This window comes from Variovorax sp. HJSM1_2 (assembly GCF_049316285.1).
Taxonomy (GTDB): domain Bacteria; phylum Pseudomonadota; class Gammaproteobacteria; order Burkholderiales; family Burkholderiaceae_C; genus Rhodoferax_B.
Genome location: NZ_JBMOXA010000033.1, coordinates 1 through 14,438, shown reverse-complemented (window position 1 = coordinate 14,438; position 14,438 = coordinate 1). Strand labels below are relative to the sequence as shown.

The following is a 14,438-nucleotide window of genomic DNA, read 5'->3' as shown; positions in this document are numbered from 1 at the left end:
CGCAGCTTCTAGACTTGTCTGAAAGCGGCCGACCGTGTGTGTTGTTGTGCACGAAGGCTGAACTTAAAGCGTTGTGTAGAAGTCGAAGCTTCAAGCTTCCCATGAGCAGTCGGTTTGGCATACCGCCATCCCGCGACAGGAGATACCGTGAAAATTTTGCCTACCTCGTTGCTGATCCTGCTGGCCGCCGGCCTGGGCGGCTGCGCGGTTTATCCCGAAGGCCCGGCCTACGACACCGTCTACAACAACGGCTATGGCTACGGCAACGTCTACAGCCAGCCGCCGACCGTGATCTACCAACAGCCCCAGCCGGTGTATGTGCAGCCTCGTCCGGTGTATGTGGCGCCGCGCCCCATTGTGGTCGAGCGCGATCCCTATTACCGCTATGACAACCGGGGCAACCGCTACGACGATCGTTATCGCAATGACAACCGTGGTGACAGGCACACCGGCGACGACCGCCGCCCACCGCCGCAGCAACAGCAGGCGCGGCCGCCACAACAACGCCCGCCGCAGGCCCAGCCACCCGGCAACGGCCAGGCTGCGCCGGCGCCACGTCCGCCAAACTATCCCCCCAGCCAATGGCGCGATTTTGGTACCGTGCCCGATACAACCTTTAATTAGGCCCGGGTTTACTCTTCTGGAGGCTGGCGCTTGTCAGCCTCAGACTGTCTTTTATGGAACTTCACTACTATCCCAGCAACGCCAGCATGGCGCCGCACATCCTGCTGGAGGAAATCGGCCAGCCTTTTCGCTTGATCAAGGTCGACCGCACACGTGATGCGCACAAAACGCCGGATTACCTCAAGCTCAATCCGAATGGTTTGATTCCGGTCCTGGTCGATGGCGAACTGGTGTTGTACGAATCCGCTGCGATCTGTTTGCACCTGGCCGACAAATATCCCATGGCCGAACTGGCGCCTGGCTTGGGCACGCCGGAACGCGCGCATTTCTACAAGTGGCTGATCTGGATGACCAACACCTTGCAGGCCACATTGCTGCTGTATTTCTATCCCGAGCGCTGGGCCTCGCCAGACCAGATCCAGGGAGCGACCGCACTCAAAGCGCGCGCCGAAGCCAAGGCCGGTTCGCTGCTAGCCCATTTGGAGGCCGAGTTGGCACGCCACGGTGGCCCATGGCTGCTGGGGGCGCAGTACACCGCGCTGGACGCCTATGCGCTGATGTTGTGCCGTTGGACACGCGACTTTGGTTGCCCTGCGCGCAGCTTGCCATATCTGGGCGAGTACCTTTCGCGTCTGCTCGAGCGGCCGGCAGTGCAACGTGTGTTTGCGCGCGAAGAATTGCTGCCGCCCCTGGTTTAGCGCAGCGCAAGCAACACCACCGGTGTGGTTTCAGGTGGTGTTGCGCCAGCGCAATTCCATGTGCGCCAGCAAGGCCTTTAATGCCGCGCTGTTGTGGCGCCGCTGGGCGTAGGCGGCGTAGAACCAGATGTCATCCGGGCTGGTGCCGGGCAACACGGCTTGCAAGGCCCCCGATTCCAGCAGTTCGTGCACTAGGATGCGTGGCAGGCAGATGACGCCCAAGCTTTGCAGCGCCATGTGCACCAGGGGCACGGCATCGCTGGAGTCCATGCGGCTGCGCAGAGGCACACGCACACTTTCGCCATTGACCAAAAAACGCCACTCTGGATTGGGCCCAGCCAAGGAATAGGTCAGCGCATCATGGTTGGCCAAATCTTCGGGGTGGCCGGGAATGCCGTGCTCGGCCCAGTAGTCAGGCGTGGCGCACACCATCATCTGCACCCGGCGCAATTTGCGCACGATCTGGTTGGATTCCCCTATGCGCCCCACGCGCAACGCAATGTCTATGCCCTCTTCGACGATGTCGACCATGCGGTTGTTCAGGTCAAGGCTGACCGTGACCTCTGGGTACATCTTCATGAACTCGGCCAGCAGCGCCGGCACGTGAATCGCGCCCAGGCCGTGCGGCGCGGTTAAGCGCACACGCCCTGTGGGGCGGTCCGAGCGTTGGCGGATTTCGTCCGCCGTGAACTCAATCATCTCTATCAGAGGTGTGCAGCGCGACAGCAGCAGTTCACCCGCATCGGTCAGGCTCACGGTGCGGGTGGTGCGGTTGAACAGGCGTGTGCCCAGCCGGGTTTCGAGTTCCGCTACGTATTTGCTGACATTGGCCTTGGACACGTCGAGCGTACGCGCGGCCATGGAGAAACTGCCGCGTGTGGCGACGGCTTTGAAGGTGCGTAGGAGTTCTAAGGTGTCCATTGTTTCCGGGCTCGAAACAGTCTAGTTCGTTTTTGCCCTGTTTATTCTTGAAACTTCGCGCCTATCTTTTATTCACAGAGAGTGCAAGGTTGCAAACCCTGTGCGTGACGGTCCTCCCGCCCAGCCAGCTTCATAGAGCTCGCATCTAGCCAGAGGTTCCGCGCGTAGTAGTTAGTAAGAAATATATAGAGGATAAGAAATCATGAACGCATCAAAAATTCTGTCTACAGCCTTGATCGCCCTCGCGGCTGCATCGGCTGGCAGCGCGTTCGCTGCAGATGATGTTGGTTTGCCCGTGGTGGACAACACCGTGGTCAGCAGCAAAACCCGCGCCCAAGTGCAGGCTGAGTATGTCGCCGCTGTAAAGGCTGGAGAAATCAGCACCTACCGCGAACAAGCCTACGGTGCACCACTCGCCGGTGGCGGCAGCAAGACGCGTGATCAGGTGCGTGCCGAGCTGATCGCGGCTCAAGAAAACGGCCAACTGGCTCTGCATTACTAAACACCTGTGCGACGTGATGCAACACAGCACGTCACACAAAACCCAACGCTGAACCCTGCCTCTGGCGGCATCAGGGCCCGACGTCAATCAAGAAAAACATTGCCGCTATTTAAATTGACAAGGAAATCATCATGAACGCATCCAAGTACCTCTCCGCAGCCCTGGTGGCTGTTGCTGCTGTTTCCGCTTCCAGCGCTTTTGCCGCTGACGACAACGGTCTGCCACAAGTGAACAACTACGTGTCTTCTTCGACCAGCCGTGCTGCGGTGCAGACCGATCTGCAACGCGCCTACAAGGCTGGTGAGTTGAACCAGAACGAAGCCCGCAACCTGGACGAACGTTTTGTCGCCACCAGCCAACTGAGCCGCGAACAAGTGCGCGCTGAACTCAGCGCCGCGGCCAAGGCCGGCACGCTGAACGATCTGCGCAGCTGATCAAAACCGTCACCTTGACCGCCGTCGGTCAGGTGTAACCGTCAAGCCCCGCGCATTGCGGCACCAGGGTTTGACGTGTGTAAGTCTTTTGCCGCTGAACCAAATTGAACAGAATAGGACACCATCATGAACGCATCTAAATTTCTCTCCGCCGCTATCGTTGCTGTTGCTGCCGTTTCCGCCTCCAGCGCTTTTGCGGCTGACGACAACGGTCTGCCACAAGTGAACAACTACGTGTCGTCTTCGACCAGCCGCGCTGCCGTGCAGAGCGATCTGCAACGCGCCTACAAGGCTGGCGAGTTGAACCAGAACGAAGCCCGCAACCTGGACGAACGTTTTGTCGCCACCAGCCAACTGAGCCGCGAACAAGTGCGCGCCGAACTGAACGCCGCTGCCAAGGCCGGCACGCTGGACGACCTGCGCAGCTAAATTGCGACGCTGCCTTTTTGCAGCTCCTGATTGAAAAACAGACCCGAGGGTCTGTTTTTGCGTTTTAGGGGGTTAAAGACATGGGTGTTTTTCTCTTCTGTCTTTGATGGGTTCGCAGGTTGCAGTATTTGAAGAAATGTATGCAATTAATTGTTTGAAAACTGAAAAATAATTTGGTTTCAATAAATTAATAAAATTACATTGCATGGGGATCTTCCTTGACTTGCTATGCCTATGATGGGGCGAATACATGCATACAAAACGTAGGTGTATTTGCAGCGATGGCCACATTGGTTGCTTTTCAACGGTGTGATCTCGCTCCATTTCCAGTTTTGGATCTCGCCCCGGTTGTGAGTGGCACGAGGGTGCGATTGCAACGTCAGTTGTATTGCTTGTATGGCCGCTTGTCCGTTCCACCAGGAAGATCCATCATGACTTTGTCAAAATTTATCTCCGTATCCTTGGTTGCTGTCGCTGCCGTCGCCGCCACCAGCGCTTTTGCGCAGCGTGATGCGGACCTGCCTACGGCCAAGCCAGCCAACACCACACCGCTGACGCGTGCCGAAGTGAAGGCTGAAACGGCTGCTGCCAAAAAAGACGGCGAGATGAGCCAAAGCTCGCATGCCAACCCCGTGGGTGCCGAGGCCACCAAGGGCAAGAAGAAGACACGCGCTGAAGTTAAGGCCGAAACGGCAGCCGCCAAAGCAGCCAACGGCGGTGCGCTGAAGACGCCAAAAGAGTAAGACTCCCTGGCCTTGAAAAAAACCGGCGTTAGTGCCGGTTTTTTTGTGTTGGCAGGTCGTCTTTGAAAGATTTAATCTGCCATGACGACGCATGGTTAACGTGTGCGCGCCAGATAGCGCTTGCGCCAGAAATACCAGGTCAGCCCCACGGCAATCACTGCCATGGCGCCCATGGCCCAGTAGAAGCCGGCGTGCACCCGCAGCAGCGGCACGTATTCGAAGTTCATGCCGAAGATGCCGGCAATCAAGTTGAGCGGCAGGAAGATGGCGGTCAACACCGTAAGTGTGCGCATGATGTCGTTGGTGCGATTGCCCTGCGCACTGAAATGCATCTGCACGGTGGTCTCGGCGCTTTGCTCCAAGCGGCGCACGTGGTGCACCACGCGCTCGATGTGCTCCTGCACGTCGCGGCTGCGCACGGCCAGCAGATCGCGGTCACGCTGGGCCAGCGGGCTGCTGGCGGGCGGCCAGGTTTCCATGCTGTCGATCCAGTCTTGCACGGCACTGCGCTGGTCTTCGCAAATTTCATCGAGCCGGTGCAGCGACAGCCGCACGTCGAGCAAGGTCGACCAGTTTTGAAAACGTGCGCGCGGGTTCAAGAGCTCGAACTGCCAGTGGTCGATCTGCCGCGTGAGTTCGCGGCGCAGTTCCAAAAAGGCATCAACGATCTGGCTGACGATGCGCAGCATCAAGTCGGCGGGCGAGGTCGGCACACGCAGGCTCACGCCATGGCGAATTTCCGGTGTGGTGCTTTGCAGCAGCCGTGCGGCGTAGGCGTCGCGCACGGCGCAGTCGCTGGGGTGCACGCTGAGCAGCAATTGGTCGAACACGGCAAAACCGACGGCGCTGGTGTCGATCTGGCGCAGTACCGGCGGGCCGCTTTTGGCGCCCTCGGGCAGCAGGTTTTCGCTGCTGGCAGCGGTTTGCGCGCTGGCCAGGCGGCGGAACACCAGCAGGTCGTATTGCGAGGTGAAGTCGTAGCGCGAGGGCAGGTGCTGGTTCAGCAGGTCGGAGACGTGCAGGTCGACCAATTGCAGGCCACACACGTGCTGCAAGGTGCTCTGTATGCGCGGCAGGTGCAACTGCAATTCTTCGCGCGTGCAGGCCATCCAGTAGAAGCCGCCGGGCAGCGGCGCTGTGGGCCACTGGTCGGTTTCGGTGACGCCCTGGCCTTCGCTGACGATGTGGAAGATGCGCATTTGGATTGAGTGTCAAATTGGCGGTTGGCGCCTGCTGTATATGCGTCAGCAGCTACGCTATCAATAGCTACTCCTGGCGCAGCTTGCGTGCGGCATCGAGGGCAAAGTAGGTCAACACACCGTCCGCACCCGCGCGTTTGAAGGCCAGCAGGCTTTCCATCATCACCGCGTCGTGGTCGAGCCAGCCGTTTTGGGCGGCGGCCTTGAGCATGGCGTATTCGCCGCTGACCTGGTAGGCGAAGGTCGGCACGCGGAACTCGTCTTTCACGCGGCGCACGATGTCCAGGTAGGGCATGCCGGGTTTGACCATCACCATGTCGGCGCCTTCGGCGATGTCCATGGCGACTTCACGCAGGGCTTCATCGCTGTTGCCGGGGTCCATCTGGTAGGTCTTCTTGTCGGCCTTGCCCAGCGTCTTGGCCGAGCCCACGGCATCGCGGAACGGGCCGTAGAAGGCGCTGGCGTATTTGGCGCTGTAGGCCATGATGCGTGTGTGCACCTGGCCTTTGGTTTCCAGCGCTTGGCGAATGGCGCCAATCCGGCCATCCATCATGTCGCTGGGGGCGACGATGTCCACACCAGCTTCTGCCTGGGCCAAGGCTTGCTGCTGCAGCACTGCAACCGTGTCGTCGTTGCGGATGTAGCCGCGTGCGTCGAGCAAGCCGTCCTGGCCGTGGCTGGTATAGGGGTCGAGCGCCACGTCGGTCAACACACCCAGCTCGGGGAAACGTTCTTTCAAGGCACGCACCACGCGCGGCACCAGGCCGTCCGGGTTGTAGGCTTCGCGGCCTTCGGGGTCTTTGAGAGAGGCGTCGATCACCGGGAACAAGGCCATCACCGGCACACCCAGGCGCACACATTCTTCGGCCACGGGCAGCAGCAGATCCAGGCTCAGGCGGTCGACGCCGGGCATGGAGGCCACGGCCTGGCGTTGGTTCTGGCCGTCGAGCACAAACACCGGGTAGATCAGGTCGTGCACTTGCAGCGCATGCTCACGCACCAGGTTACGGGTGAAGCTGTCGCGGCGCAGGCGGCGTGGGCGACCGGAGGGGTAGGGGGCGAAAGAGGTCATAAGAGGGTTCTGCGTGGAATCGAAAATTGTGCCCCATTCAGCGGCTCAGACTCAGAACCTAGGGGAAATCCCCCTGCGGACCCGCAAGCGGTTTGCTAGATTGCGCCTGGGGCAGCCTGCTGCCCTCCCGCTTCACCTCCCTGAGCGGGCGCCTAGCGGTGTAACAACTTACAGGCTTGGCGCCCCGGCCTTTTTGGTCGGGGCATTTTTTCTGCTGAACGCCTACGCCATGTCCAGGGCCTAAACTGCAGCCATGCTCTGGATCAAAGCCTTTCACATCGTCTTCGTCGCCAGCTGGTTTGCTGGTCTCTTCTACCTCCCGCGCATCTTCGTGAACCTGGCCATGGTGCCAGCGGCTTCCGTGGCCGAGCGCGAGCGGCTGTTGTTGATGGCGGGCAAGCTGTTGCGTTTCACCACCATCTTGGCCGTGCCGGCGCTGTTCTTCGGTGGCTGGCTCTGGTGGGTGTACGGTATTGGCCGTGGACCGGGCAACGGCTGGATGCATGCCAAGCTTGCCATCGTCTTGCTGGTGCTGGGCTACCACCATGGTTGCGCGGTGTTGCTGCGCAAAATCCGCGCCGGCAAGCCCATGCGCAGCCACACCTGGTACCGCTGGTTCAACGAGGTGCCGGTGCTGCTGCTGCTGATGGCGGTGGTGCTGGTGGTGGTCAAGCCGTTCTGACACCAAGGGAGGGTGCGTTCAGCATGTCTTCGATCCGCAGAACATCCGCCTGGCCGCTGGCGCTCGTTTATGTTTTGCTGGTGGTCTATGCCAGTTTGTACCCGTTTTCTGATTGGCGTGACCAGGGCATTGCGCCCTGGGCCTTTTTGACGGCAGCACTGCCGAAGTACTGGACCGGTTTTGACGTGGCCATCAACATGGCCGGTTATGCCCCCCTGGGCTTCTTGCTGGCGCTGAGTGGTGTGCGTTCGCAGGCCACGCGCCATCCCATTTTCTGGGCGACGCTGGGCGGGGCATTGGTGTCGCTGCTGATGGAGGGGCTGCAAAGTTATCTTCCGGTGCGTGTGCCGTCCAATGTGGACTTCGCGCTGAATGCCGCGGGTACCTTGGTCGGCGCCTGGCTGGCCTGGGCCTTGGATTGGCTGGGGCTGGTGAACGCGTGGAGCCAGTTTCGCGCGCGCTGGTTTGTCGCCGATGCCCAGGGTGTGCTGGTGCTGCTGGTGTTGTGGCCCGTGGCCCTGCTGTTTCCACCGGCCGTGCCGTTTGGCCTGGGCCAGGTGTTGGAGCGCTTGGAGTCTTCGCTGGCCGAAGCCTTGGCCGACACGCCTTTTCTGGAATGGCTGCCGGTGCGTGATGTGGAGCTGCAGCCGCTGGTGCCCAGTGCCGAGCTGGTGTGTGTGATGCTGGGTGCGCTGGTGCCGTGTTTGCTGGGTTACGGCGTGATCCGCAGCGTGCGCCAGCGTGCGCTGTTCGCGATGCTCATGCTGGGGCTGGGGGTGGCGGCCTCGGCGCTGTCGGCCACACTCAGTTACGGCCCGCTGCATGCCATGGATTGGGTGAGCCTGCCGGTCGAGGTGGGCCTGTGGGCGGCCTATGTGTTGGCTGCCATGTTGTTGCCGGTGCCGCGCCGGGGTTGTGCTGCGCTGGCGCTGGTGGCCCTGGTGTTGCATCTGAGCATTCTCAACACTGCGCCTACCAGCGCTTATTTTGCGCAGACGCTGGCGACCTGGGAGCAGGGCCGCTTCATCCGCTTTCACGGGTTGGTGCAGTGGCTGGGCTGGCTGTGGCCCTATGCGGCTATCGTCTATGTGCTGGGCCATGTCTCCAGGCGTGGCACGGAAAACTAGAATGCGGGGATGAGCGACGCCAACACCCCACAACAAGCTTCCGCCAAGTCGTATTACGAACGGCACATCTTTTTCTGCCTCAACGACCGCACCAACGGTGAAGACAGCTGCGCGCACCACAACGCGCAGGCCGCCTTCGATCGCTGCAAGTCGCAGGTCAAGAAAGCCGGTTTGGCGGGCCCGGGCGGCGTGCGCGTCAACAAGGCGGGCTGCCTGGACCGCTGCGCGGCGGGTCCGGTGGCGGTGGTCTATCCCGAGGCCGTCTGGTACAGCTTTGTCGATGAGAGCGACATCGATGAAATCGTCGAGTCGCACCTGCAGCGCGGCGAAGTTGTGGAGCGGCTGGTGACGCCGCCGCACCTCGGGCGCTAGAAATTCAAGAGTAACTGGCCACCAGGGCTTTCTGCATCAGCGCAGGATGCTCTATCTTCTATAGCATATGCAATGAACAAATCGACCGAGCGTTTGACCCTTGCCGGCGCCGCTGGCGCGATTGAAGCCGTGCTGGACGCGCCCACGCTGGCCGATGGTGAGCAGGCCCGTGGCACGGTGGTTGTGGCGCATCCACACCCCCTGTTTGGCGGCACCATGGACAACAAAGTGGTGCAGACCCTGGCCCGCGCCTTTGTCCAATGTGGCTGGCGCACCGTGCGGTTCAACTTCCGTGGGGTGGGCGCTACTGCTGGTGTTTACGACGAAGGCCGTGGCGAAATGGCCGACTTGTTGAGTGTGGTCGAGCAAGCCGCGCCGGGTGATGCGCCGTTGGCCTTGGCCGGGTTCTCGTTCGGTGCGTTTGTCACCAGCCAGGCCGTGCAGGCGTTGTGGCCTGCACGCCCGGTGCAAAAGCTGGTGCTGGTGGGGACGGCCGCGTCGCGCTTCAAAGTGGCCGATGTGCCCGCAGAGGCGCACGAGCGTACGCTGGTGCTGCACGGCGAGCAGGATGAGACCGTGCCCCTGGCCAGCGTGATGGACTGGGCGCGCCCGCAGTCGCTGCCCGTGACGGTCATTCCCGGGGGCGAACACTTCTTTCATGGGCAATTGCCGCTGCTGAAAAGTTTGGTGGTGCGGCACCTGCGCGCGTGAACTTTGCCGCTTAGGTCGGGTCACAGCCTGGCGCGGGTGTTGCTGCGTCTCTTTTGGGGCGCACGGCACATCTGACCGTGCGTCTCGCGCTTCGCTCTGAGCGGACGTTTGTTCGTCCGCTGCCTCGCATCCCCTGAATCTCTAGCCAGTTACGTCGAATCCATGAATCGTGTCCTACGGGTGCTGTCCGCGCCGCTCTTCGCTTTATCCTGTGTCATGGCCTGGGCTCAGCCCGTGGCGGGCCCCGAAGTGGCGGCCAAGTCTTATCTGGTCATGGATGTGACGGCCAATCAGGTGTTGCTGGAGAAGGATGTCGATTCCCCCATGGAGCCGGCATCGCTGACGAAGCTGATGACGCAATACTTGGTGTTTGATGCGCTCAGGACCAAGAAAATCAGCTTGACGCAAACCTTTTCGGTGAGTGAACGCGCCTGGAAGATGCCCGGCTCGCGTATGTTCATCGACCCCAAGATGCAGGTGCCGGTGGACGACCTGATCAAGGGCATGATTGTGCAGTCGGGCAACGACGCCACCATGGCGCTGGCCGAAGGTGTGGGCGGCACGGCCGAGCGCTTTGTGCAGCTCATGAATGAGCAGGCCAAGGTGCTGGGCATGAAGTCCACCAGCTATAAAAATCCCGAGGGCCTGACCGAGCCCGGCCATACCACCACGGCGCGCGACCTGGCCATTCTGGCCACGCGCATCATGCGTGACTTCCCCGAGTACACGCATTACTACGGCATCAAGAAGTACCAGTATCCCGGCACACCCAAGTCCAACGACAACAACCGCAACAGCTTGCTGTTCCGCGACCCCACGGTGGACGGCATGAAGACCGGCCACACCGACGCCGCTGGCTACTGCCTGATCGCCACCGCCAAGCGCGACTTTCCGAACCTGGCGGGCGTTGGCGCCAGCACCGGCAGCCGCCGCATCCTGACCGTGGTGCTGGGTGCTGCCAGCGAAAACGCGCGCGCCAACGAGTCGCAAAAGCTGCTGAACTGGGGCTACACCGCCTATGAGGACGTCAAACTGTTTGACGCCAACCAGCCAGCAGGTACACCGCAAGTCTGGAAAGGCGCCGCCAACGTATTGAAGCTGGGCCGTACCGAACCCATCGTGGTGGCGGTGCCGGCCGGCAGCGCAGCCCGGATCAAGACACAAATCGTGCGCCCTGACCCATTGGTGGCGCCGTTCACCAAGGGCCAGGCCGTGGGCATGCTCAAGGTCACGCTGAACGACCAGCCACTGGCCGAGGTGCCCTTGGTCGCCCTTGAGACGGTTGACCGTGCCGGCATCTTTGGCCGCGCCTGGGATGCGATCCGCCTTTGGATCAAGTGAGTTTTTGGCTGTCTGGTGCGTCCGAGGGGCGCTGCGCCAGGCAGCGAATGGCCCGAAAAGCAGCGTGGGTGATGGCTCCAAGCCGCCATTTCTGCTTACTGCTTGAGCAATTTTGTCAATCGGGCTATACTGGAGGGCTTTTCCGCTATTGGGGCGGGGAAGATTCATTTTTGAACGTTTAGGGACGTTTCACGTTAAAAGGAGGCTTAAGTGCCAACCATCAACCAGTTAATTCGCCAGGGACGCGAGGTCGAAACGATCAAGTCCAAAAGCCCGGCGATGGAAAATTCTCCACAACGCCGCGGTGTTTGCACCCGCGTTTACACGACCACGCCTAAGAAGCCTAACTCGGCTTTGCGTAAGGTCGCCAAGGTTCGTTTGACCAACGGCTTTGAAGTCATCTCCTACATCGGCGGTGAAGGCCACAACCTGCAAGAGCACAGCGTTGTGCTGGTGCGCGGTGGTCGTGTCAAGGACTTGCCAGGTGTGCGTTACCACATCGTGCGCGGTTCGCTCGACTTGCAAGGCGTGAAAGACCGCAAGCAATCGCGCTCCAAGTACGGTGCCAAGAAGCCTAAGGCTAAGTAAGCACTCGGTTTTTTATAGAGTATTTCGGTGCTGTTTTCCGCGTGGCGCGGAGATGCAGCGTAGTGACCCGCTGTGGGTCGAGTAAGTAAAAACCAAAATGGTTTTTGCGGTGTCTGCCAAGACGCCAACTGAAGCAAATGAAGAGGTGAAAAATGCCACGTCGTCGCGAAGTCCCTAAACGTGAAATTCTGCCCGATCCAAAGTACGGCAATGTCGAGCTGTCCAAATTCATGAACGTGATCATGGAAGGCGGCAAGAAAGCAGTTGCAGAGCGCATCATTTATGGCGCTCTCGACTTTATTGAGAAGAAGAACCCAGGCAAAGACCCACTCGAAGCCTTCGTCTTGGCGATCAACAACGTCAAGCCAATGGTTGAAGTGAAGTCCCGCCGCGTTGGCGGTGCCAACTACCAGGTTCCTGTTGAAGTGCGCCCTGTGCGCCGTCTGGCGCTGTCGATGCGCTGGCTCAAGGAAGCCGCTCGCAAGCGTGGTGAAAAATCCATGTCCCTGCGTCTGGCTAACGAATTGATGGAAGCCACTGAAGGCCGTGGCGGCGCTATGAAGAAGCGCGACGAAGTGCACCGCATGGCAGAAGCCAACAAGGCGTTCTCGCACTTCCGCTTCTAATCAATTCCCCCTAGCTCAAGTCGGCAAGCCCGTTCCACCGTTTGGCGGATGGCGGGCTTGTTGCATTAACGAAAGAGAATCATGGCTCGCACTACCCCCATTGAGCGTTATCGCAACATTGGTATTTCGGCGCACATCGACGCTGGCAAGACCACCACCACCGAACGTATCCTGTTCTATACCGGTGTGAACCACAAGATCGGTGAAGTGCATGATGGCGCCGCCACCATGGACTGGATGGAACAAGAGCAAGAGCGCGGCATCACGATTACCTCGGCTGCCACGACCTGCTTCTGGAAGGGCATGGACAGCTCCTTCGCCGAACACCGCATCAACATCATCGACACCCCCGGCCACGTGGACTTCACGATTGAAGTGGAACGTTCCATGCGCGTGCTGGATGGCGCTTGCATGGTGTACTGCGCAGTGGGTGGTGTGCAGCCACAGTCTGAAACCGTGTGGCGTCAGGCTAACAAGTACAAGGTGCCACGTCTGGCCTTCGTGAACAAGATGGACCGTACCGGCGCCAACTTCTTCAAGGTGGTTGATCAGATGAAGTTGCGCCTGAAGGCCAACCCTGTGCCAATCGTGATCCCAATCGGCGCTGAAGACAACTTCAAGGGCGTGGTTGACCTGCGCAAGATGAAGGCCATCATCTGGGATGAAGCCTCGCAAGGCATGAAGTTCAACTTCGAAGAAATCCCGGCTGACTTGCTGGAAACGGCCAAGGAATGGCGCGAAAAGATGGTTGAAGCTGCGGCCGAAGCTTCTGAAGAGCTGATGAACAAGTACCTGGAAGAAGGTGATCTGACGGAAGAAGAGATCACCCAAGGCTTGCGCACGCGCACCATCAGCGGCGAAATTCAACCTATGCTGTGCGGTACCGCGTTCAAGAACAAGGGTGTGCAGCGCATGCTGGACGCCGTGATTGAACTGATGCCTTCGCCTCTGGACGTGAAAGCCATCAAGGGCTTCGACGAAGAAGAGAAGGAAGTGACCCGCAAGGCTGACGACGAAGAAAAGTTCTCGGCTCTGGCATTCAAGCTGATGACCGACCCGTTTGTTGGTCAACTGACCTTCGTGCGCGTCTACTCCGGCGTGCTGAAGAAGGGCGACACGGTGTACAACTCCGTGCGCGGCAAGAAAGAGCGTATCGGCCGTATCGTGCAGATGCACGCCAACAACCGCGAAGAAGTTGATGAAATTCGCGCTGGCGACATCGCGGCTTGCGTCGGCTTGAAGGACGTCACCACCGGTGAAACCCTGTGTGATCCTAGCTCGGTGATCACGCTTGAGCGCATGGTGTTCCCTGACTCCGTGATCCGCCAGGCTGTGGAACCTAAGTCCAAGGCTGACCAGGAAAAGATGGGCATGGCCCTGAGCCGTCTGGCCGCTGAAGATCCGTCTTTCCGCGTGCAGACCGACGAAGAATCCGGTCAGACCATCATTGGTGGCCAAGGCGAACTGCACTTGGAAATCATTGTTGACCGCATGAAGCGCGAATTCGGCGTGGAAGCCAACGTTGGCAAGCCACAAGTGGCCTACCGCGAAACCATCCGCAAGGTCGTCGAAGAAGCCGAAGGCAAGTTCGTGCGTCAGTCCGGTGGTAAGGGCCAGTACGGTCACGTTGTGCTGAAGATCGAACCCAACGAAGCCGGCAAGGGCATCGAGTTCGTCGACGCGATCAAGGGCGGTGTGGTGCCACGCGAATTCATCCCAGCGGTGGAGAAGGGCATCAACGAAGCCGTGGGTCAAGGCGTGTTGGCCGGCTACCCCGTCGTGGACGTCAAGGTCACGCTGCACTTCGGTTCGTACCACGATGTGGACTCGAACGAACTCGCGTTCAAGATGGCTGCCATCTTTGGTTTCAAGGAAGGTTGCCGCAAGGCCAACCCGGTCATCCTGGAGCCTATGATGTCCGTCGAAGTGGAAACGCCTGAAGACTACGCCGGTAACGTGATGGGTGACTTGTCATCCCGCCGCGGTATGGTGCAGGGCATGGACGACATGGTTGGTGGCGGCAAGGCCATCAAGGCCGAAGTGCCTCTGTCGGAAATGTTCGGCTACTCCACCACGCTGCGTTCGATGTCGCAAGGCCGCGCCACGTACACGATGGAGTTCAAGCACTATTCCGAAGCACCTCGCAACGTTGCTGAAGCCATCATGGCTTCCCGCGCGAAGTAATTCATCCAGTTTGTCTGCGACAGCGCGCCGCCTTGTTCCCCGTGCGAGGCGATTCAGCAGTGCTGTGCAGACGTTAAACCACACACGGGTATAGCTCTTTGGAGATTGAAAAATGGGAAAAGAAAAGTTTGAACGTACCAAGCCGCACGTCAACGTTGGCACGATTGGCCACGTCGACCACGGCA

Annotated in this window: 17 protein-coding genes; 14 read left to right on the top strand and 3 right to left on the bottom strand. The window is 59.9% G+C overall.

Features of this window, described 5'->3' with window-relative positions; genetic code table 11:
* Nucleotides 1-147 precede the first annotated feature (147 nt).
* Complete coding sequence (locus ACFQ95_RS23135) at nt 148-624, top strand: hypothetical protein (protein WP_422834885.1); 477 nt, start codon at nt 148-150, stop codon at nt 622-624.
* Between the two features lie 53 nt (nt 625-677).
* A complete protein-coding gene (locus ACFQ95_RS23130) occupies nt 678-1,322 on the top strand; it encodes a glutathione S-transferase family protein (protein ID WP_422834884.1) in 645 nt (214 codons plus the stop codon).
* A 30-nt stretch (nt 1,323-1,352) separates the two neighbouring features.
* Here ACFQ95_RS23130 and ACFQ95_RS23125 read toward each other — a convergent pair whose 3' ends face one another.
* Nucleotides 1,353-2,243 (bottom strand): LysR substrate-binding domain-containing protein, encoded by an 891-nt coding sequence (locus tag ACFQ95_RS23125; RefSeq protein ID WP_422834882.1) that lies wholly within the window; start codon nt 2,241-2,243, stop codon nt 1,353-1,355.
* A 202-nt stretch (nt 2,244-2,445) separates the two neighbouring features.
* Between ACFQ95_RS23125 and ACFQ95_RS23120 the strand changes: the two genes are divergently transcribed.
* From ACFQ95_RS23120 to ACFQ95_RS23105, 4 genes are all read left to right on the top strand, one after another.
* Nucleotides 2,446-2,745, top strand: coding sequence for a DUF4148 domain-containing protein (locus ACFQ95_RS23120; RefSeq protein ID WP_422834881.1), 300 nt, complete (start codon nt 2,446-2,448; stop codon nt 2,743-2,745).
* Nucleotides 2,746-2,876: 131 nt separating this feature from the next.
* Complete coding sequence (locus ACFQ95_RS23115) at nt 2,877-3,179, top strand: DUF4148 domain-containing protein (RefSeq protein WP_422834879.1); 303 nt, start codon at nt 2,877-2,879, stop codon at nt 3,177-3,179.
* A gap of 126 nt (nt 3,180-3,305) precedes the next feature.
* Nucleotides 3,306-3,608 carry a DUF4148 domain-containing protein gene (locus ACFQ95_RS23110; protein ID WP_422834878.1) on the top strand — a complete coding sequence of 101 codons (303 nt, stop codon included), beginning with the start codon at nt 3,306-3,308 and terminating at the stop codon, nt 3,606-3,608.
* A gap of 431 nt (nt 3,609-4,039) precedes the next feature.
* The gene (locus ACFQ95_RS23105) at nt 4,040-4,351 is read left to right on the top strand and encodes a DUF4148 domain-containing protein (RefSeq protein ID WP_422834876.1); all 312 of its coding nucleotides are present in this window, start codon (nt 4,040-4,042) and stop codon (nt 4,349-4,351) included.
* A 95-nt stretch (nt 4,352-4,446) separates the two neighbouring features.
* Here ACFQ95_RS23105 and ACFQ95_RS23100 read toward each other — a convergent pair whose 3' ends face one another.
* Nucleotides 4,447-5,550 (bottom strand): magnesium transporter CorA family protein, encoded by a 1,104-nt coding sequence (locus ACFQ95_RS23100; RefSeq protein WP_422834874.1) that lies wholly within the window; start codon nt 5,548-5,550, stop codon nt 4,447-4,449.
* A 67-nt stretch (nt 5,551-5,617) separates the two neighbouring features.
* A complete protein-coding gene (gene hemB / locus ACFQ95_RS23095; RefSeq protein WP_422834873.1) occupies nt 5,618-6,622 on the bottom strand; it encodes a porphobilinogen synthase in 1,005 nt (334 codons plus the stop codon).
* A 253-nt stretch (nt 6,623-6,875) separates the two neighbouring features.
* On the opposite strand from hemB, the gene ACFQ95_RS23090 reads away from it, so the two are divergent.
* From ACFQ95_RS23090 to fusA, 8 genes are all read left to right on the top strand, one after another.
* Nucleotides 6,876-7,304: a CopD family protein gene (locus ACFQ95_RS23090; protein ID WP_422834871.1), complete on the top strand. Its 429-nt coding sequence runs from the start codon at nt 6,876-6,878 to the stop codon at nt 7,302-7,304.
* Nucleotides 7,305-7,327: 23 nt separating this feature from the next.
* Nucleotides 7,328-8,431, top strand: coding sequence for a VanZ family protein (locus ACFQ95_RS23085; protein ID WP_422834869.1), 1,104 nt, complete (start codon nt 7,328-7,330; stop codon nt 8,429-8,431).
* Nucleotides 8,432-8,440: 9 nt separating this feature from the next.
* Nucleotides 8,441-8,803 (top strand): (2Fe-2S) ferredoxin domain-containing protein, encoded by a 363-nt coding sequence (locus ACFQ95_RS23080; protein WP_422834867.1) that lies wholly within the window; start codon nt 8,441-8,443, stop codon nt 8,801-8,803.
* Nucleotides 8,804-8,875: 72 nt separating this feature from the next.
* Nucleotides 8,876-9,514: an alpha/beta hydrolase gene (locus ACFQ95_RS23075; RefSeq protein WP_422834865.1), complete on the top strand. Its 639-nt coding sequence runs from the start codon at nt 8,876-8,878 to the stop codon at nt 9,512-9,514.
* 162 nt (nt 9,515-9,676) lie between these two features.
* On the top strand, nt 9,677-10,855 hold the full coding sequence (locus ACFQ95_RS23070) for a D-alanyl-D-alanine carboxypeptidase family protein (RefSeq protein WP_422834864.1): 1,179 nt from the start codon (nt 9,677-9,679) through the stop codon (nt 10,853-10,855).
* Nucleotides 10,856-11,065: 210 nt separating this feature from the next.
* Nucleotides 11,066-11,443 (top strand): 30S ribosomal protein S12, encoded by a 378-nt coding sequence (gene rpsL / locus ACFQ95_RS23065; protein ID WP_422834862.1) that lies wholly within the window; start codon nt 11,066-11,068, stop codon nt 11,441-11,443.
* A 152-nt stretch (nt 11,444-11,595) separates the two neighbouring features.
* A complete protein-coding gene (rpsG, locus tag ACFQ95_RS23060; RefSeq protein WP_422834860.1) occupies nt 11,596-12,069 on the top strand; it encodes a 30S ribosomal protein S7 in 474 nt (157 codons plus the stop codon).
* 81 nt (nt 12,070-12,150) lie between these two features.
* Nucleotides 12,151-14,253 (top strand): elongation factor G, encoded by a 2,103-nt coding sequence (gene fusA / locus ACFQ95_RS23055; RefSeq protein WP_422834858.1) that lies wholly within the window; start codon nt 12,151-12,153, stop codon nt 14,251-14,253.
* Nucleotides 14,254-14,438: the final 185 nt, after the last annotated feature.

Coding starts and splice junctions, on each gene's coding strand:
- ACFQ95_RS23130 (WP_422834884.1), top strand. CDS start 678: ATGGAACTTCACTACTATCCCAGCAACGCCAGCATGGCGCCGCACATC.
- ACFQ95_RS23125 (WP_422834882.1), bottom strand. CDS start 2,243: ATGGACACCTTAGAACTCCTACGCACCTTCAAAGCCGTCGCCACACGC.
- ACFQ95_RS23120 (WP_422834881.1), top strand. CDS start 2,446: ATGAACGCATCAAAAATTCTGTCTACAGCCTTGATCGCCCTCGCGGCT.
- ACFQ95_RS23115 (WP_422834879.1), top strand. CDS start 2,877: ATGAACGCATCCAAGTACCTCTCCGCAGCCCTGGTGGCTGTTGCTGCT.
- ACFQ95_RS23110 (WP_422834878.1), top strand. CDS start 3,306: ATGAACGCATCTAAATTTCTCTCCGCCGCTATCGTTGCTGTTGCTGCC.
- ACFQ95_RS23105 (WP_422834876.1), top strand. CDS start 4,040: ATGACTTTGTCAAAATTTATCTCCGTATCCTTGGTTGCTGTCGCTGCC.
- ACFQ95_RS23100 (WP_422834874.1), bottom strand. CDS start 5,550: ATGCGCATCTTCCACATCGTCAGCGAAGGCCAGGGCGTCACCGAAACC.
- hemB (WP_422834873.1), bottom strand. CDS start 6,622: ATGACCTCTTTCGCCCCCTACCCCTCCGGTCGCCCACGCCGCCTGCGC.
- ACFQ95_RS23090 (WP_422834871.1), top strand. CDS start 6,876: ATGCTCTGGATCAAAGCCTTTCACATCGTCTTCGTCGCCAGCTGGTTT.
- ACFQ95_RS23085 (WP_422834869.1), top strand. CDS start 7,328: ATGTCTTCGATCCGCAGAACATCCGCCTGGCCGCTGGCGCTCGTTTAT.
- ACFQ95_RS23080 (WP_422834867.1), top strand. CDS start 8,441: ATGAGCGACGCCAACACCCCACAACAAGCTTCCGCCAAGTCGTATTAC.
- ACFQ95_RS23075 (WP_422834865.1), top strand. CDS start 8,876: ATGAACAAATCGACCGAGCGTTTGACCCTTGCCGGCGCCGCTGGCGCG.
- ACFQ95_RS23070 (WP_422834864.1), top strand. CDS start 9,677: ATGAATCGTGTCCTACGGGTGCTGTCCGCGCCGCTCTTCGCTTTATCC.
- rpsG (WP_422834860.1), top strand. CDS start 11,596: ATGCCACGTCGTCGCGAAGTCCCTAAACGTGAAATTCTGCCCGATCCA.
- fusA (WP_422834858.1), top strand. CDS start 12,151: ATGGCTCGCACTACCCCCATTGAGCGTTATCGCAACATTGGTATTTCG.